Below are 16,832 nucleotides of genomic sequence, written 5' to 3'. Positions count from 1 at the left end.
CGCTCGCCGGCGACGTGGGTTATGAACAGGTGCGTGCGTTGGCGCAGCGCGATGAAGCCAGTCTGGCGCCGGCGGCCTACACAGAAATGGTGGACAGCATGAGCCGGGTCGGAGGTGCCAGCTTTACGCATTGCCTGCCGACCCCCGCGCCGGAGACGCTCGCCGCGTTCACGGTGGTGCTGCAACTGGATGCGCAGGGCAGGGTAGTGCGGACCTGGCGCGAAGGCGATGAGGCGGTCGCGCGCTGCGTGGACGCAGGATTTGCCGGGAAAACGTTGTTCGTACCACCCAAGGCGCCGTTCCATGCGGCCTTCGAGTTCCAGGTCCAGCCGTAGCCGCCGCGTCCCGCCGGGAAGGGCCGGCGCGTCGCGGCGCGGCGGGGAACAGGCGATCGGCGTGTTGGAGATGATCTCCACCCAGTAGCCATCCGGATCCTTGATGAAGGCCAGGTGCTTCATGCGGCCGTCTTCCAGGCGCTTCTGGTAGGGCACCTGCAGCGCATCGAAGCGCTTGCAGGCGGCCTGGATGTCCGGCACCGACACGCAGATATGGCCGAAGCCGCGCGGGTCGGCATTGCCGTTGTGATAGACCGGGCCGTCCTGGGCTTCGGTGCCGTGGTTGTGCGTCAGCTCCAGCACGCCCGGAATCCCGGCCATCCAGACGCGGCGGGCATCGTCACCTTCGGGAATCTGCGTGCCGGCCGGCAGCAGGGCCAGGAAGTACAGGCTGAAGTCGGCGTCGGGGAAGTGGCGCAGATCGATCAGCTGGAAGCCGAGCACGCGGGTGTAGAAATCCAGCGAAGCGGTGGCGTCCTTGACGCGCAGCATGGTGTGGTTGAACACGAAGCCGGTGGTGTCAGCGGGCACCTGGGCGGCGACACCCGGTTGGTTCTGGAAGGCGGCAAGGCTCATGGGGGATCCTGGGGCGGGGGCCGCATCGGCGCGGCGGACGGGCCATTTTAGCGGTCCCGGCTGGATGGGGTGGCGGGTAGAATGGGGCGTCTCCCTGCGCAGTGTTCATCCATGTCCCAGCGTGAATGGGTGGCCGCCGCCATCCGCAAGATCGAAGCCGACTTCAACCGATCGGCCGATACCCACCTGATTCCGATGGACCTGCCCGGGTTCGAGGGCATCGACCTGTATTTCAAGGACGAATCCAGCCATCCCACCGGCAGCCTGAAGCATCGTCTGGCCCGGTCGCTGTTCCTGTACGCGCTGACCAACGGCTGGCTGCGTGAAGGGCGCCCGGTGATCGAGGCGTCCAGCGGCTCCACGGCCGTATCCGAGGCGTATTTCGCCCGGCTGCTGGGCCTGCCGTTCATCGCCGTGATGCCGGCCACTACCTCCCCCGAGAAGATCGCGGCGATCGAGTTCCACGGCGGCCGCTGCCATCTGGTGGAACGCGCGTGCGACCTCAACTGCGATTCGGAAGCGCTGGCCCGCGAAACCGGCGGCCACTTCATGGACCAGTTCACCTACGCCGAGCGCGCCACCGACTGGCGTGCCAACAACAACATCGCCGAATCGATCTTCAAGCAGATGGCCGAGGAGCCGCACCCGGTGCCGGAGTGGATCGTGTGCAGCCCGGGCACCGGTGGCACCGCAGCCACGCTGGGCCGCTACGTGAGCTACCGCCGGCATGACACGCGCATCCTGTGTGCGGACCCGGAAGTGTCGGTGTTCTACGACGGCTACTGCGCGGCGCTGGCCGGGCAGCCTTGGCGCGAGCTGACCTGCAGCGGTGGCTCGCGCGTGGAAGGCATCGGCCGGCCGCGGGTGGAATCCAGCTTCATCCCGACCAGTGTCGATGCGATGGTCAAGGTGCCCGACGCGCTGAGCCTGGCCGCGATGCGCCACGTCAGCCGCCAGCTGGGCCGCCGCGTGGGCGGCTCCACCGGCACCAATTTCATCGGCGTGCTGCAGGCCGCGCAGCTGATGCGCGATGCCGGCCGCAGCGGCTCGATCGTGACCATCCTGTGCGACAGCGGCGAGCGCTACGCCCACAGCTATTACAACCCGGAGTGGTACCCGAAGCAGGGCATCGACGTGGAGGGCGCCGATGCCCAGCTTGCCGCGGCGGTGGCGGGGCAGGGGTTGCCGGTGCTGCCCTGCGTCTCGCTGGAAGCGCTGTACTGAGCGGGGCAGCAGGCGCGGCGTGAACCTCGCCCATCGGCGCACGCCGGGGCCTTGTGCGGGGCGGGGGGCAATGCCATATCGTGGGGTGATGCCGCTGCAGCGGCCCCGTTGTCTGGAGATGCCTGTGACCCCCACCAACCCCCTGCTCGATTTTTCCGGCCTGCCGCGTTTCGATGCGATCCAGCCTGAGCACATCGCCCCGGCGATCGATGCCCTGCTGGCCGAGGCCGAGGCGGCGGTAACGACCGCCGAGACCGTCACCCCGCTGACCTGGGCGACCTTCGCCGATCCGCTGGATGACGCCACCGAGCGCCTGTGGCGTGCGTGGGGGCAGGTGGGCCACCTGCAGGCTGTGGTGAATACCCCGGCACTGCGCGAGGCCTACAACGCCAACCTGCCCAAGGTGACGCGCTTCGGCAGCGCACTGGGCCAGAACCTGGCGCTTTACCAGCAGTACCGTGCCCTGGCCGCCGCGCCGGAAGCGGCGCAGTACGCTCCGGCTCGCCGCAAGGTGCTGGAGAACGCCCTGCGTGATTTCCGCCTGGGCGGTGCTGAACTCGATGACGCCGGCAAGGCGCGCTACCGCGCGATCCGCGAAGAACTGTCCGCGCTCTCGGCGACGTTCTCGCAGAATGTGCTCGATGCGACCGATGCCTGGTCGCTGCATGTGGAAGACCGCGCCGAACTGGCTGGCCTGCCGGACGATGTGATCGCCGCTGCCCGCACGGCCGCAGAGAAGGATGGCCTGAACGGCTGGAAGCTGACGCTGCAGATGCCGTGCTATATCCCGGTGCAGACCTACGCCGAGCATCGCCCGCTGCGTGAGGCGCTGTATCGCGCCAACGCGGTCCGCGCCTCCGAATTCGGCGATGCCGCGCTGGACAACAGCGGCAACATCGATCGCGTGTTGGCCCTGCGTGCGGAGCTGGCGGCGCTGCTGGGCTTCGCCAACTACGCCGAGTATTCGATCGCCACCAAGATGGCCGAAGATGCGCCGCAGGTGCTGGGCTTCCTGCGCGATCTGGCCGCGCGTGCCAAACCGTATGCACAGCGCGACCGTGCCGAGCTGGAGGCCTTCGCGCGCGACGAACTGGGCCTGACCGCGCTGGACGCGTGGGACCTGGCCTTCGCGGCGGAGAAGCTGAAGCAGGCGCGCTACAGCTATTCCGAGCAGGACGTGAAGCAGTACTTCACCGAGCCGAAGGTGTTGGACGGCCTGTTCAGCGTGATCCGCAGCCTGTACGGGCTGGAGGTGCAGCCGGACAGCGCGCCGGTGTGGCACCCGGACGTGCGCTTCTTCCGGGTGGTCGATGCGCAGGGCGCGCTGGTGGGTCAGTTCTATCTGGACCTGTACGCGCGCGAAGGCAAGCGCGGTGGCGCGTGGATGGACGATTGCCGCAACCGCCGCGAGACCGCTGCCGGTGTGCAGACGCCGCTGGTGTACCTGGTCTGCAACTTCGGCAAGGGCGCCGCGGGGCAGCCGGCGACCTTCAGCCATAGCGATGTGACCACGCTGTTCCATGAAATGGGGCATGGGCTGCATCAGTTGCTGACCCGCATCGGCGAGCTTGGCGTGGCCGGCATCAACGGCGTGGAGTGGGACGCGGTGGAACTGCCAAGCCAGTTCATGGAGAACTTCTGCTGGGAATGGGAGCGCGTGCAGGCGATGACCGCACACGTAACCACAGGCGAGCCGCTGCCGCGTGCGCTGTTTGACCGCATGCTGGCGGCACGCAATTTCCAGAGCGGCATGTTCACCGTGCGCCAGCTGGAGTTCGCCCTGTTCGACATGCAGCTGCACAGCGATTTCGACCCGACCCAGGACAGCGTGCAGGCCCTGCTGGAGCGCGTGCGCGATGAGGTGGCGGTCAACCGGCCGCCGGCCTGGAATCGCTTCCCCAATCAGTTCAGCCACATTTTTGCCGGTGGCTATGCGGCGGGCTACTACAGCTACAAGTGGGCTGAAGTGCTCAGCGCCGATGCCTATGCCGCGTTCGAGGAAGCGCCGGACAAGGTGACCGAAACCGGTCAGCGGTTCCGCGATGAAGTGTTGTCGCGCGGCGGCAGCCGGAGTGCGGCAGAGAACTTCGCCGCGTTCCGTGGCCGCGCGCCGACCGTGGACGCCCTGCTGCGACACAACGGGATGGTGTGACCCCGGTTACGGTAGTGCCGGCCGCTGGCCGGCTCTGCATCCTGCCGCCAGGGGCGGAGTGTCATGCAACGTGAGGCGCCGGCCAGCGGCCGGCACTACCCGGCAGCGTGATCGGACCGGACGCGGCTCATTCGGCGTAGATCATCTTGCGGGTCATGCCGCCGTCGACGATGTGGTCCTGGCCGGTGATGAAACCGGCCAGGTCCGAGAGCAGGAAAACCGCCAGCGCGCCGATGTCCGGCGGCTGGCCAACCCGGCCGACCGGATGCTGCGCCTGATCGCGGCGCGAGAGCTTGGGCATGCGCCGGCGTGACGGTGCCTGCCAGGCATCGGTGGTGATCCAGCCGGGGCTGATGCTGTTGACCCGCACCGCCGGCCCTTCGCTCAACGCGAGTGCATGGGTGAAGGCGACCAGCCCGCCCTTGGCCGCGGCATAGGCCTCACTGTCCGGTTCGGACTGCCAGGCACGCGTCGAGGCGATGTTGAGGATGGCCCCGGCGTGTTCGCGCAGGGCGGGCAGGGCGTGTTTGCTGCACAGGAAGGCGCCATGCAGGCTGGAGAGGCGGCGTTGCCACTCGGCCAGCGGCATCTCCGCCAACGGCGTGCCATGGGCACTGGCGATGCCGGCATTGTTGACCAGGCCATCCATGCGGCCAAAGCGCTTCATCGTCGCCTTCATCAGCGCCTGCACACTGCGCTCGCTGGCCACATCCGCGCGCTGGAACGCCGCGCGCTCCGGCAGCGCCCATTCGGTCAAACAGGCCTTGCCGGCATCGGCATCCAGGTCGGCAATCATCACGCTGCCGCCGGCGCCGAGCACCGCCTGCGCGATGCCACGGCCCACCCCCTGCGCACCGCCGGTGATCACCACCACGCGATCGCGCAGCGGCTGTGCCGGCCAGTCGAGGATGGACGGTGTCAGTGGCACGGCGGCATGTCGTTGCGGCCCAGCAGGCGCGTCCAGCCTTCAATGCCGAGCTTGTCCAGCGTTTCGATGTTGCGCTCCACGATCACATCCGGATCCGGGAACGCGGCGACCGCCCGCTCGACGCTGTCTTCGCGCAGCAGGTGCAGGGTCGGGTAGGGCGCACGGTTGGTGTAGTTGCTCACGTCATCCGGCGCCGCGCCGGCGAACTGGTACTGCGGATGGAAGCTGGCCACCTGGAGGATACCCTGCAGATCCAGTGCTTCGATCGCCGCATCGGCGTTGTCGAGGAAATCGTTGTAATCCAGGAAATCGGTCAGCACGTCCGGATGCACGATCAACGTGGTGTCGATCTGTTCGGCCGGCGTATCGCGCAGCAGGATCAGCTCTTCGGCCAGTTCCTCCACCAGGGCTTCCGGGGTGGTCGCATCGCTGAGCACGAACCGCACCTGATCCTTCACGTACACCGCTTTGGCGAACGGGCACAGGTTCAGGCCGATGACGATCTGCTCCAGCCATTTCCGGGTCTCGGCAATGGGGTCGTGGGTGGCAGTGAGGGAAGCATCGTTCATGGCGGGCGGTGTCGCTGGCTGGGCTGTTGATTGTACGGCGCGGCGGTGAAGCGGGCGGGTGATCGGCTCCACTGTCCATTAACTGGACACCGGCCATGCTGATAAACCCTTATCCGGCAATCACTTGCAGTGATCGGGCCAACGGCCAATAGGCAGTGGTCCGCCGCAGGTATCCAATGGCCGGGTACACGACGCAAGGAGTTATCAGAGATGGCAACACACGCATTCCTGCCGACGGCCACGTGGTCCGGCATGCTGTTCGAGGGTCAGTGGAGCCCGGGTGCCGGCACCCAGGATGTGGTCGAACCGGCCACCGGCGAACGCCTGGGCGAGATCGCGATGGCCGACCCGGCGCAGATCTCGCGCGCCGCCGCCACCGCCGCCAAGGCGCAGCGCGACTGGGCCAGCGCCCCGTATGACACCCGCGCGCAGGTCCTGCGCCGTGCCGCGCAGCTGGCCGAAGAGCACAACGACGAGATCGTGCAGTGGCTGGTCCGCGAAAGTGGCTCCACCCAGCTCAAGGCCGGCTTTGAGGCCAAGGTGAACACCAAGGCGTTGCATGAAGCGGCGGCACTGCCCTCGCGCAGCATCGGTGAAGTGCTGCCGTCCGAACCGGGCCGTCTGAATCTGGCGCGCCGCCGACCGCTCGGCGTGGTCGGCGTGATCGCGCCGTTCAACTTCCCGCTGTATCTGGCCATGCGCGCAGTCGCCCCGGCACTGGCGCTGGGCAATGCGGTGGTGCTCAAGCCCGATCCGCGCACCGCCGTGTGCGGTGGCTTCGTGATCGCACGCCTGTTCGAACTGGCTGGGCTGCCGGCCGGCCTGCTGCACGTGCTGCCCGGTGATGGCGCGGCCGGTGCGGCGCTGACCAGCGACCCGAACATCGCGATGATCCAGTTCACCGGCTCCACCGGTGCCGGGCGCAAGGTCGGTGAAGCGGCGGGCAAACACCTGAAGAAGGTGTCGCTGGAACTGGGCGGCAAGAACTCGCTGATCGTGCTCGACGATGCGGACATGGATCTGGCCATCGCCAATACGGCGTGGGGCGTCTACCTGCACCAGGGCCAGATCTGCATGGCCACCGGCCGCGTGCTGGTCCAGCGCAGCATCCATGCGCGCTTCCTGGAAAAGCTGGTGGCCAAGGCGAAATCGCTCAAGGTCGGCAATCCGGCCGACGGCGAGGTGGCGATCGGGCCGTTGATCAATGCCCAGCAGCGTGACCACGCCGCGCGCATCGTCGCCGAGGCACAAGCCGCGGGCGCGACCCTGGCGACCGGTGGTGGCTACCAGGATCTGTTCTTCGAGCCGACCGTGCTCAGCGATGTGAGCCGCGACAACCCGGCCTTCCACGAAGAGATCTTCGCACCGGTCGCGGTAGTGGTGCCGTTCGATACCGATGATGAGGCGGTGGAGCTGGCCAACGACAGCGAATACGGCCTGTCGATGGCGATCGTATCCAGCAACGTGGGCCGCGCGCTGAAGCTGGGCGAACGGCTGCGCACCGGCCTGCTGCACATCAACGACCAGACGGTGAACGATGAGGTGATCAATCCGTTCGGTGGCGTGGGCGCCTCCGGCAACGGCACCAGCATCGGTGGCCCGTCCAACATCGACGAGTTCACCCAGTGGCAGTGGATGACCGTCAAGGGCGAAGCGCCCGCGTACCCGATCTGATCCAGGAGATTCTCATGACCGCAACAGCAGAACTGCGCGACATCACCGTGGCCGTGGTGCGCGAAAAAGAACAGCCCTTCACCATCGAGAAGGCGCGCATTCGTGGCCCGCAGGACGATGAAGTGCTGGTCCGCGTGGTCGCCACCGGCCTGTGCCATACCGACCTGATCGTGCGTGACCAGTACTACCCCGTGCCGCTGCCGGCCGTGCTCGGCCATGAAGGCGCGGGCATCGTCGAAGCGCTCGGCCCGGGCGTGAAGGACCTCAAGGTCGGGGACCATGTCGTGTTGACCTACGGCGCCTGCGGCCACTGCAATCCCTGCAGCGGCGGCCACGGCGCCTACTGCAAGGACTTCTTCGGCCTGAACTTCGGTGGCGGTGCGCTGGACGGCTCCACCGCGATCCAGGATCCGGACGGCACCCCGCTGCACGATCACTTCTTCGCGCAGTCCTCGTTCGCCACCTACGCACTGAGCCGCGAAAACAACGCGATCAAGGTGCCCGAGGATGCGCCGATCGAACTGCTCGGCCCGCTTGGCTGCGGCATCCAGACCGGTGCCGGTGCGGTGATCAACTCGCTCAAGGTGACCGCCGGCAGCAGCTTCGCCAGCTTCGGTGCCGGCGCGGTCGGGCTGAGCGCGGTGATGGCCGCACGCGTGGCAGGTGCGACCACCATCATCGCCATCGATGTGGTGCCGTCGCGGCTGGAACTGGCCAAGGAGCTGGGGGCCACGCACGTGATCAACAGCCGCGAGGTCGATGTGGTGGAAGCGGTGCGCGGGATCACCGGCGGCGGCGCGAACTTCGCACTGGAATCCACCGGTCGTCCGCAGGTGCTGGCGCAGGGCATCGAGGCCCTCGGCGGGTTGGGGATGATTGGCGTGGTCGGCGCGCCGAAGCTGGGCACCAAGGCCGAGTTCGACGTCAACAACCTGCTGCTCGGCGGACGCAGCATCCGCGGCATTGTCGAAGGCGACAGCGTGCCCAAGGTGTTCATTCCGCAGCTGGTGCAGCTGTACCAGCAGGGCCGCTTCCCGTTCGACAAGCTGGTCAAGTTCTACCCGCTGGACCAGATCAACCAGGCCGCCGAGGACAGCACCCGCGGTGTCACCCTCAAGCCGATCCTGACCATCGGCGGGTGAAACGGTCCGTCGCAGGCCTGCATGCCTGCGACGACGTACCAGTCAGCTTTGCGGGAGTAGGCTGTCGGTCCGAGGTGGAGATCGACCGATGGCCGCGATGGTTCTGGAACAGCAGCAGGTATTGGCCGCCGCCCGTCAGCGCTTCGCCGAGGGCGGCGCGCTGATGGACAGCGTGGTCAGCCCGCCGGTGCAGCGCTCCTGGGAGCGCTCGCGCCAGGCCGGCGTACAGCCGCGGCAGGAGCCGTACTACGCGCCCCTTGCCGCTGCGGCCACGCGCCTCGACGACCCTGCCGACCGCCGCCTCGCACGCTGTGTGCGCGAGGACATGGACCACCTCTGGGCCGCCTTCGGCGGCCGCCAGTGGACCCTGTTCTGCGTCAACGCCGACGGCCTGGTCATCGCCCAGCGCGAACATGGCCTGGCCGACGTCCCGGTACTGCGTCCGATCCAGATCGGTCGCCGCCTGCGCGAAATCGACATCGGCACCACCGCACCGGCCTGCAGCCTGGCGGAAGACGCGCCCGCCCTGGTGCGCGGCAATGAGCACTATCTCGACCGCTTCGCCACCGTGTTCTGCCTGAGCGTGCCGCTGCATGGGCTGGATGGCGAAGTGCTGGGTGCACTGGACATCACCGGCACTGGCGAGCGCGATGCCGAGCTGTTGCACGGCTACTTCCGCCAGGCCGCGCTGTCGGCCGAGAACCGCCTCATGCAGGACCACCGCCCCTGCCACCTGCTGGCGGTGCAACACGACACCCGATGGCTGCACTCGCCCCTGCAGGGCCTGCTGGCCATCGAAGAAGACGGCCAGGTGCGTGCCGCCAACCGCGTCGCCCGCCGCCTGTTCGGACTGCCGCGTCGCGGCCACTTGCCCGTTCTCACCCTGGACGGCCTGTTCGCCGGCGCCAGTACCCACCAGCGCCGCCGCCTGCTGCAGAGCGGCCCCGCCCACCGCGTCCGCCTGGATGACGACACCGCCGTGCACGTGCAGTACCTGCGCGGACCCCTCGCACCGCATGCCAGCGTGAAGCTCGATGTGCCGCGCGCCAACGCTGCACCTGCATCGCTGCGCACACACACCACACAGCACGTACGCGACGCCGTGGCCGCGCATCAAGGCAATGTCAGCGCCGCCGCACGCCAGCTCGGTATCTCACGCACCACGCTGTACAAGCTGATTCGCGCGTAACGAGCAGCATCCGGCGGCATACGCCGCGCGCGGAAGGGCTTCTCTTCGATCCTTTGCAACGAGGTTGCCGGCCAGCGGCCGGCACTACCGAGGGGACATCGCCTGATTGCCGGCCAGCGGCCGGCACTACCGCTTTGCTCGCCCATCCGCCGAGGAAGCGTCGGGCGGCGGGTAGGGCCGGGCCTTGCCTGGACAATGAGCGGCATGGATGCCGCGACATGAGCCCCCATGGATGGGTTCACGGCGGGTCCGGGCAAGGCCTGGCCCTACCCGCCGCAGCCCTCGCCAGTGAATCGCCAGCCTTTAGCGATGAGCTGCCAGCGCCCAAAACAACGAAAGCCCATCAGCAACAAACACAGGCGCCCTTCGCTGGCGTTCCTCGCTACAGCCGTCCGGCCAAGATCAATCGCGGAAATTATCGAACTGCAGGGGCACCTCGAACGTCTCCTTCCGCAACAGCGCCATCGCATCCTGCAGATCATCGCGCTTCTTGCCCGTCACCCGCAGCTTGTCGCCGTTGATCTGGCTGTCCACCTTCAACTTGGCCTCCTTGATCGTCGCCGCGATCTTCTTGGCCACCTTCTGCTCGATCCCCTGCTTCACGGTGATCTTCTGCCGTGCACCGGCCAGATTGGTTTCGATATCACCGAACTCCAGGCACGCCGCATCGATCTTCCGTGCCGTCAACCGCTGACGCAGGATGTCCGTCATCTGCTGCAGCTGGAAATCGCTCGGCGCGGACTGGCTGATCACGCTGTCTTCCAGCACGTACTTGGCGTCCACCCCCTTGAAATCGAAACGCGTGGACAGCTCGCGGTTGGCCTGGTCGACCGCGTTGGTCAGCTCGTGGGTGTCGACTTCGGAAACAACGTCAAAAGAGGGCATGGGCAAACTCCAGCGGGTGAATGTCCCCATTCTATCAAGCCACCATGGACGGGCCGGCCAAGCCGGCGATAATGGGCCATGAACACGCAGAAATCCCCCACCCGCGCCGTCGCCTGGATGCTGATGGCCGTCGCCTGCTTTTCGCTGATGGATGCCGGCATGAAGCAGCTGTCGGCCAGCTATCCCACCCTGCAGGTCACCTTCCTGCGCGGTGCGGCCTCGCTGCCGTTCGTACTGGTCTGGGTGCTGGCCACCGCCGGCCCGCGCTCGCTGGTGCCCAGGCGATGGGTCCTGCACCTGCTGCGCGGCGTGCTCGGCATGGTGATGATCGGCTGCTTCGTCTATGCCCTGCGCAGCCTGCCACTGTCCACCGCCTACACCATCTACTTCGTCGCCCCGCTGCTGATCGCCGCGCTCTCGGTGCCGCTGCTCGGCGAGCACGTGGGCCCGCGCCGCTGGATCGCCATCGGCATCGGCCTGGTCGGGGTACTGGTCGTGCTGCGCCCCGGGGTCGGCGGGATCATTTCCTTCCCGGGCCTGATGGTGCTGCTGGCCGCCACCGCCTATGCGCTGGCCGCGATCACGGTCAGCATGCTGACCCGCACCGACACCCCGCAGTCGATGGTGGTGTGGTTCCTGGTGATCATGGCTGTCGGCGCCGGCCTGCTGGCGATCCCGGACTGGCAGCCGCTGCAACTGGGCCATGCCGCGCTGATCGCCGGCATGGGCCTGGCCGGGGCAGGGGGGCAGGTCGCCCTGACCCGTGCTTTCCAGCTGGGGGAGGCCTCGATGATCGCGCCGCTGGAGTACACCGGGCTGGTCTGGGTGATCGGCTGGGACCTGCTGTTCTGGGGCGTGCTGCCCGACCAGGTGACCTGGCTGGGCGCGGCGATCATCGTCGCCTCGGGCCTGTACCTGCTGCACCGTGAGCGGGTGCGCCGGGTCCAGCCGCCCCGGCCGCTGGACCACCCCTGAGCCCGGCCGGCCCCCCCTGGCCGGCCGGATCACGGTCTCTTAGAACCAAACGGAATATCATTCCGCGCAACCGCACGGGCCAGGGCCGCCCCGCGCTGGTAGGCTGCACGCCCCCTCCCGTCGATGCCCGGTTGACCGCGAAGTGATCGAGTTCCAGCGCCTGCACAAATCCTATGCCGTCGGCGGCCGCGCGATTGCCGCGCTGCAGCCGCTGGACCTGACCATCGAGGCCGGCGAAGTGTTCGGCATCATCGGCCATTCCGGCGCGGGCAAATCGACCCTGATCCGGCTGATCAACCGGCTCGAGGAGCCGACCGGCGGCCGGCTCCTGATCAATGGCGAGGATGTCACCGCGCTCGATGCCGAAGGCCTGCGCGTGCTGCGCCGGAAGATCGGCATGATCTTCCAGCACTTCAACCTGCTCTCGTCGCGCACCGTGGCCGCCAACGTCGCCTTCCCGCTGGAGCTGGCCGGGACCCCGCGCGCGGAGATCGACGCGCGCGTGGACGAACTGCTGCATACCGTCGGCCTGGAAGCGCACGCCCACAAATACCCGGCGCAGCTGTCCGGCGGCCAGAAGCAGCGCGTGGGCATCGCCCGCGCCCTGGCGACCCGCCCGCAGATCCTGCTGTGCGATGAAGCCACCAGCGCGCTGGACCCGCAGACCACCGCTTCGGTGCTGAAGCTGCTGGGCAAGATCAACCGCGAGCTGGGCCTGACCATCGTGCTGATCACCCACGAGATGGACGTGATCCGCCGGGTCTGCGACCGCGTTGCCGTGCTCGATGCCGGCCACCTGGTGGAAACCGGCCCGGTCACCGAGGTGTTCCTGCACCCGCAGCACCCGACCACGCGCCGCTTCGTGAGCGAATCGGAGCAGGTGGACGAGGGCGAGCTGCACAAGGATTTCGAGGCGGTCGCCGGGCGCATCGTGCGCCTGACCTTCCTCGGCGCCGACACCTACGAACCGCTGCTGGGGCGCATCGCGCGCGAGACCGGCGTGGACTACAACATCCTGTCCGGCCGTATCGACCGGATCAAGGACACCCCGTATGGCCAGTTGACCGTGTCGCTGGTCGGCGGCGACGTGCAGGCCGCGCAGGCGGGGTTCGTTGCCGCCGGTGTCCACCTTGAGGAGCTGCGCCGATGATCCTGGCCACCGCAGGCGGGTTCTTCCGCCATCTCGACGCCGGCAAATGGGCCGATATCGGCCAGGCCACGCTGGATACCCTGCTGATGCTCGGCGGCTCACTGCCGCTGACGCTGCTGATCGGCCTGCCGCTGGGCGTGCTGTTGTTCCTGACCGGCTCGCCGCAGCTGCACCGCAAGCCGGTGCTGTATGGCGCGCTCGCGCTGCTGGTGAACCTGCTGCGCTCGGTGCCCTTCATCATCCTGATGATCGTGCTGATCCCGCTCACGCTGTGGATGATGGGTACCTCGCTGGGCGTGCGCGGTGCGATCGTGCCGCTGGTGATCGGTGCGGCGCCGTTCTATGCGCGCCTGGTCGAAACCGCGCTGCGCGAAGTGGACCGTGGCGTGATCGAAGCGACCCAGGCGATGGGCGCCACCACCTGGCAGCTGGTCACCCGGGTGCTGCTGCCCGAAGCGCGGCCGGGCCTGATCGCCGGCGCCACGGTCACCGTGATCGCGCTGATCGGCTTCACCGCGATGGGCGGCGCGATCGGCTCGGGCGGCCTGGGCGACCTGGCCTTCCGCGATGGCTACCAGCGCTCGCACACCGACGTGGCCCTGGTCACCGTGGTGCTGCTGCTGGTGCTGGTGCAGATCCTGCAGATGATCGGCGACCGCCTGGTCTCGCACTACAGCCGGAAATAACCGGTAGGTACCGACCGTTGGTCGGTACGCCCAAAATGACCGGTAGGTACCGACCGTTGGTCGGTACGCCACGCTTACCGGACGTTCGGCACTTCAAAGCCCAGCCGGTCCACCTGCTCGGGGTGCTGCGGCACGCGCTTGAGCTTGTCGGTATTGACCCCGTAATCGTCACGCAGGCGGGTGGCGAGCTCCTTGTAGAGCTCTTTGTCCATGTCCGGCTGGCGCGCGAAGATCCAGGCCATCTCGCGGCCCGGGTAGCCCAGCATCGCCCATGAATAATCCGGCGCGACTTCCAGCACACGGGTGTGGGTCGGCACGATCTTGTAGAACCAGGTGCGCCAGTTGTGGTTGCCGCTCTTCTCGTCCACCGAGGCGCGGACGGTCAGTTCCTGCTGCGGCTCGGAGAAGCCATCGCGGTAGCGGTAGGTGATGGACACTTTCTGGTCGCCGCGCAGGCGGAACTGATTGACGCTGGCGACATGGCCACGCTCGATCGGGTTCGGCACGCGGCCGATCACATACCAGGTGCCCATGAACCGCTGCAGGTCGATCGGCGCATTGGCGCTGTCGACCGCGACCGGGGTCGGCGCGGGTTCCGGTTTGGTCTCATGGCGGAACGCACAGGCTGACAGCAATGCCAGCGAGGAGACCAACAGGACAGCGCGAAGCGGGCGGTTCGAAGACATGCGGCAGGTGGCTCCAGTGGCTGGCAGGGGCATGGTGGGTGGGACAGCGGAGAACGTCAATGGCGGCGCAGCGGTTGCGTGACCGATTCATGCAACCGCTCGCCGGACATCCCTCCTGTCGCCTCCCCGTACAAGGTCGCAGCCCTTGAGATGGCGGCGCGGCAAGGTGACGCATCACTTTCGCACGGAGCTGTGTCATGACCCTGTCGTCTTCCCCGCGTTCGTCCGACCGTCCCGATCCCCGCGTGCTGCGTTGCGTCAGGCAGGCCGTCCTTGCCGGGGTGGCCCTGGTCCTGGTCTGGCCCGCCGCGCGGGGGCATAGCGAGTGGATCGGCTGGCTGCCGATGTGGCTGATCGGCATGCCGCTGATGGCCTGGTGGAGCCTGCTTCGCTTCCGCCTGCCGCTGGCCGGCCTGCTCAACCGCACCGCCCGCCGCCGCCGCGGGCCGCAGGCCCGGCGCCGGCGGCGCCCGTTGGCGCGTCCGGCGCGACCTGACCTTCGACACGTGAGCCGCGGCCAGCCGGTGTGATAGCGTCCCAAGGCTATGAACGCCTGGAGCTGCAATGTCACGATTCGCTTCCGCCTGCCTGGTGGCAGGTCTGATCTCCGCCGGTGCGGCGGGAACCGCCATGGCCGCTGACGCCCCCGCGGACCCGTACGCCTGGCTTGAAGACGTCACCGGCGACAAGCCGCTGGCGTGGGTCAAGGAACAGAACGCCAAGTCCGAAGGCCGTCTGGCTGCGACGCCGGCGTTCAAGCAGATGGAGACCAGCATCCGCGAGGTGCTCGATTCCGATGCCAAGATTCCCGGCGTGCAGAAAATCGGTGACTACTACTACAACTTCTGGAAGGACAAGCAGCACGAGCGCGGCCTGTGGCGCCGCACCACGCTGGCCGAGTACCGCAAGGCCTCGCCGCAGTGGGAAACCGTGCTGGATCTGGATGCACTGAACAAGGCCGAGGGCGAGAACTGGGTGTGGCACGGCGCTGACTGCCTGCGCCCGGATTACTCGCGCTGCCTGATCGCGCTGTCGCGCGGCGGCGCCGATGCCGATGTCACCCGCGAGTTCGACCTGGCCAACAAGACCTGGATCAAGGACGGCTTCTTCCGCCCCGAATCCAAGGGTGGCCTGAACTGGATCGACCGCGACACGGTGTTCGTCTACACCGATTTCGGCACCGGCACGATGACCACCTCCGGGTATCCGCGCGTGGCCAAGCTGTGGAAGCGCGGCACCCCGATGGCCTCGGCTTCGATGGTGTACGAGGGCAAGCCCGATGACATGTACATCGCGGCCATGCACGACGATACCCCCGGTTACGAGCGCAACCTGGTCAGCCGCACGCTGGCCTTCTACAACAACGAAATCTTCCTGCGCGCCGATGATGGCACGCTGACCAAGATCGATGCGCCGAACTCGGCCGAGAAGGGCCTGCGCAAACAGTGGCTGACCCTGGAGCTGCGTGAGCCGTGGACCGTGGGCGGCAAGACCTACGCCGCCGGTTCGCTGCTGGCCACCAAGCTGGACGATTACCTCGCCGGCAAGCGTGATTTCGACGTGCTGTTCGCGCCGACCGACACCACCTCGCTGGCCGGCACCAGCTGGACGAAGAACCACCTGGTCCTGAACGTGCTGGACGACGTCAAAAGCCGCCTGAGCGTGCTGACGCCGGGCGACGGCGGCTGGAAGACGACGGCCTTCACCGGCGCGCCGTCGTTCGGCACCGTGGCCGTCAGTGCGGTCGATGCCGATGACAGCGATGCGGTGTGGATGACCGTCACCGATTACCTGACCCCGACCACCCTGGCCATTGCCGAGATCGGCAAGCAGCCTGAGGTGCTCAAGACCATGCCGACGTTCTTCAACGCCGATGGCAAGGTGATCGAGCAGCACTTCGCCACCAGCAAGGATGGCACCCGGGTGCCGTACTTCGTGGTGCACCGCAAAGACATGAAGCTGGATGGCTCCAACCCGACCCTGCTGTACGGCTACGGTGGCTTCGAGATCTCGCTGACCCCGTCGTACTCGGGCGGCATGGGCCGCGCGTGGCTGGAGAAGGGCGGTGTATACGTGGTCGCCAACATCCGTGGCGGTGGCGAGTACGGCCCGCGCTGGCACCAGGCGGCGCTGAAGCAGAACCGCCACAAGGCCTATGAAGACATGGCCGCGGTCGCCCGCGACCTGGTGAGCCGCAAGATCACCTCGGCCAGGCACCTGGGCGTGCAGGGCGGCAGCAACGGTGGTCTGCTTACCGGCAACATGCTCACCCAGTACCCGGAGCTGTTCGGGGCGGTGGTGGTGCAGGTGCCGCTGCTGGACATGAAGCGTTACAGCCACCTGTTGGCCGGCGCGTCGTGGATGGCCGAATACGGCAATCCGGATACGGCCGATTGGGAATTCATCAAGACCTTCTCGCCGTACCACCTGTTCGACGCCAGCAAGACCTACCCGCCGGTGCTGTTCACCACCTCCACCCGCGATGACCGTGTGCATCCGGCCCATGCCCGCAAGATGGCGGCCAAGATGATCGACGCCGGCAAGGACGTGACCTACTACGAGAACATCGAAGGCGGTCACGGCGGCGCGGCGAACAACGCGCAGGCCGCGCATATGTCGGCGTTGGCCTACAGCTTCCTGTGGGAGCAGCTCTCCAAGTAA

14 protein-coding genes and 1 pseudogene are annotated in these 16,832 nt (G+C 67.4%); 10 read left to right on the top strand and 5 right to left on the bottom strand.

Annotated features, from left to right (window positions below; all coding sequences use genetic code 11):
• Nucleotides 1-386: 386 nt before the first annotated feature.
• Nucleotides 387-911 (bottom strand): annotated as a pseudogene (gloA, locus tag ABE546_RS09830) (lactoylglutathione lyase); the annotation flags it as partial.
• Between the two features lie 111 nt (nt 912-1,022).
• Here gloA and ABE546_RS09825 point away from each other — a divergent pair.
• Entirely contained in the window at nt 1,023-2,135 is a 1,113-nt protein-coding gene (locus tag ABE546_RS09825) for a PLP-dependent cysteine synthase family protein (protein ID WP_313213023.1), read from the top strand.
• A gap of 118 nt (nt 2,136-2,253) precedes the next feature.
• Nucleotides 2,254-4,287 carry a M3 family metallopeptidase gene (locus ABE546_RS09820; protein WP_346463510.1) on the top strand — a complete coding sequence of 678 codons (2,034 nt, stop codon included), beginning with the start codon at nt 2,254-2,256 and terminating at the stop codon, nt 4,285-4,287.
• A 127-nt stretch (nt 4,288-4,414) separates the two neighbouring features.
• On the opposite strand, the gene ABE546_RS09815 is transcribed toward ABE546_RS09820, so the two are convergent.
• Together ABE546_RS09815 and ABE546_RS09810 are read right to left on the bottom strand one after the other, a co-directional pair.
• The gene (locus tag ABE546_RS09815) at nt 4,415-5,215 is read right to left on the bottom strand and encodes an SDR family oxidoreductase (RefSeq protein ID WP_346463509.1); all 801 of its coding nucleotides are present in this window, start codon (nt 5,213-5,215) and stop codon (nt 4,415-4,417) included.
• Complete coding sequence (locus ABE546_RS09810; protein ID WP_123730129.1) at nt 5,206-5,784, bottom strand: DUF1415 domain-containing protein; 579 nt, start codon at nt 5,782-5,784, stop codon at nt 5,206-5,208. The genes ABE546_RS09815 and ABE546_RS09810 overlap by 10 nt, the downstream gene beginning before the upstream one ends.
• A gap of 210 nt (nt 5,785-5,994) precedes the next feature.
• Between ABE546_RS09810 and ABE546_RS09805 the strand changes: the two genes are divergently transcribed.
• From ABE546_RS09805 to ABE546_RS09795, 3 genes are all read left to right on the top strand, one after another.
• Nucleotides 5,995-7,458: a benzaldehyde dehydrogenase gene (locus ABE546_RS09805; protein WP_346463507.1), complete on the top strand. Its 1,464-nt coding sequence runs from the start codon at nt 5,995-5,997 to the stop codon at nt 7,456-7,458.
• Nucleotides 7,459-7,472: 14 nt separating this feature from the next.
• A complete protein-coding gene (locus ABE546_RS09800) occupies nt 7,473-8,600 on the top strand; it encodes an NAD(P)-dependent alcohol dehydrogenase (protein ID WP_346463505.1) in 1,128 nt (375 codons plus the stop codon).
• An 88-nt stretch (nt 8,601-8,688) separates the two neighbouring features.
• A complete protein-coding gene (locus tag ABE546_RS09795) occupies nt 8,689-9,789 on the top strand; it encodes a helix-turn-helix domain-containing protein (RefSeq protein ID WP_346463503.1) in 1,101 nt (366 codons plus the stop codon).
• A 402-nt stretch (nt 9,790-10,191) separates the two neighbouring features.
• Here the strand turns inward: ABE546_RS09795 and ABE546_RS09790 are convergent, their stop codons facing one another.
• Nucleotides 10,192-10,674 (bottom strand): YajQ family cyclic di-GMP-binding protein, encoded by a 483-nt coding sequence (locus ABE546_RS09790; protein ID WP_313212414.1) that lies wholly within the window; start codon nt 10,672-10,674, stop codon nt 10,192-10,194.
• A 78-nt stretch (nt 10,675-10,752) separates the two neighbouring features.
• On the opposite strand from ABE546_RS09790, the gene ABE546_RS09785 reads away from it, so the two are divergent.
• From ABE546_RS09785 to ABE546_RS09775, 3 genes are all read left to right on the top strand, one after another.
• Nucleotides 10,753-11,649, top strand: a complete 897-nt coding sequence (locus ABE546_RS09785; RefSeq protein ID WP_313219553.1) for a DMT family transporter — start codon at nt 10,753-10,755, stop codon at nt 11,647-11,649.
• A gap of 142 nt (nt 11,650-11,791) precedes the next feature.
• Nucleotides 11,792-12,799 (top strand): methionine ABC transporter ATP-binding protein, encoded by a 1,008-nt coding sequence (locus tag ABE546_RS09780; RefSeq protein ID WP_313212412.1) that lies wholly within the window; start codon nt 11,792-11,794, stop codon nt 12,797-12,799.
• The gene (locus ABE546_RS09775; protein ID WP_121039992.1) at nt 12,796-13,485 is read left to right on the top strand and encodes a methionine ABC transporter permease; all 690 of its coding nucleotides are present in this window, start codon (nt 12,796-12,798) and stop codon (nt 13,483-13,485) included. Before ABE546_RS09780 ends, ABE546_RS09775 begins: the two co-directional genes overlap by 4 nt.
• 74 nt (nt 13,486-13,559) lie before the next feature.
• On the opposite strand, the gene ABE546_RS09770 is transcribed toward ABE546_RS09775, so the two are convergent.
• Nucleotides 13,560-14,171 carry a lipocalin family protein gene (locus ABE546_RS09770; protein ID WP_088433799.1) on the bottom strand — a complete coding sequence of 204 codons (612 nt, stop codon included), beginning with the start codon at nt 14,169-14,171 and terminating at the stop codon, nt 13,560-13,562.
• A 203-nt stretch (nt 14,172-14,374) separates the two neighbouring features.
• Between ABE546_RS09770 and ABE546_RS09765 the strand changes: the two genes are divergently transcribed.
• Complete coding sequence (locus tag ABE546_RS09765) at nt 14,375-14,701, top strand: hypothetical protein (RefSeq protein WP_313212417.1); 327 nt, start codon at nt 14,375-14,377, stop codon at nt 14,699-14,701.
• A gap of 34 nt (nt 14,702-14,735) precedes the next feature.
• Complete coding sequence (locus ABE546_RS09760) at nt 14,736-16,832, top strand: prolyl oligopeptidase family serine peptidase (RefSeq protein ID WP_346463501.1); 2,097 nt, start codon at nt 14,736-14,738, stop codon at nt 16,830-16,832.

Source organism: Stenotrophomonas sp. TWI377, assembly GCF_039674525.1.
Taxonomy (GTDB): Bacteria; Pseudomonadota; Gammaproteobacteria; order Xanthomonadales; family Xanthomonadaceae; genus Stenotrophomonas.
Note: the sequence above shows the minus strand (reverse complement) of the source record. Positions and strands in the feature narration are given on the sequence as shown.

What these genes read in the sequence shown, in the direction of transcription:
- ABE546_RS09825 (WP_313213023.1), top strand. Translation starts at nt 1,023, where the DNA reads ATGTCCCAGCGTGAATGGGTGGCCGCCGCCATCCGCAAGATCGAAGCC.
- ABE546_RS09820 (WP_346463510.1), top strand. Translation starts at nt 2,254, where the DNA reads ATGCCTGTGACCCCCACCAACCCCCTGCTCGATTTTTCCGGCCTGCCG.
- ABE546_RS09810 (WP_123730129.1), bottom strand. Translation starts at nt 5,784, where the DNA reads ATGAACGATGCTTCCCTCACTGCCACCCACGACCCCATTGCCGAGACC.
- ABE546_RS09805 (WP_346463507.1), top strand. Translation starts at nt 5,995, where the DNA reads ATGGCAACACACGCATTCCTGCCGACGGCCACGTGGTCCGGCATGCTG.
- ABE546_RS09800 (WP_346463505.1), top strand. Translation starts at nt 7,473, where the DNA reads ATGACCGCAACAGCAGAACTGCGCGACATCACCGTGGCCGTGGTGCGC.
- ABE546_RS09795 (WP_346463503.1), top strand. Translation starts at nt 8,689, where the DNA reads ATGGCCGCGATGGTTCTGGAACAGCAGCAGGTATTGGCCGCCGCCCGT.
- ABE546_RS09790 (WP_313212414.1), bottom strand. Translation starts at nt 10,674, where the DNA reads ATGCCCTCTTTTGACGTTGTTTCCGAAGTCGACACCCACGAGCTGACC.
- ABE546_RS09785 (WP_313219553.1), top strand. Translation starts at nt 10,753, where the DNA reads ATGAACACGCAGAAATCCCCCACCCGCGCCGTCGCCTGGATGCTGATG.
- ABE546_RS09775 (WP_121039992.1), top strand. Translation starts at nt 12,796, where the DNA reads ATGATCCTGGCCACCGCAGGCGGGTTCTTCCGCCATCTCGACGCCGGC.
- ABE546_RS09770 (WP_088433799.1), bottom strand. Translation starts at nt 14,171, where the DNA reads ATGTCTTCGAACCGCCCGCTTCGCGCTGTCCTGTTGGTCTCCTCGCTG.
- ABE546_RS09760 (WP_346463501.1), top strand. Translation starts at nt 14,736, where the DNA reads ATGTCACGATTCGCTTCCGCCTGCCTGGTGGCAGGTCTGATCTCCGCC.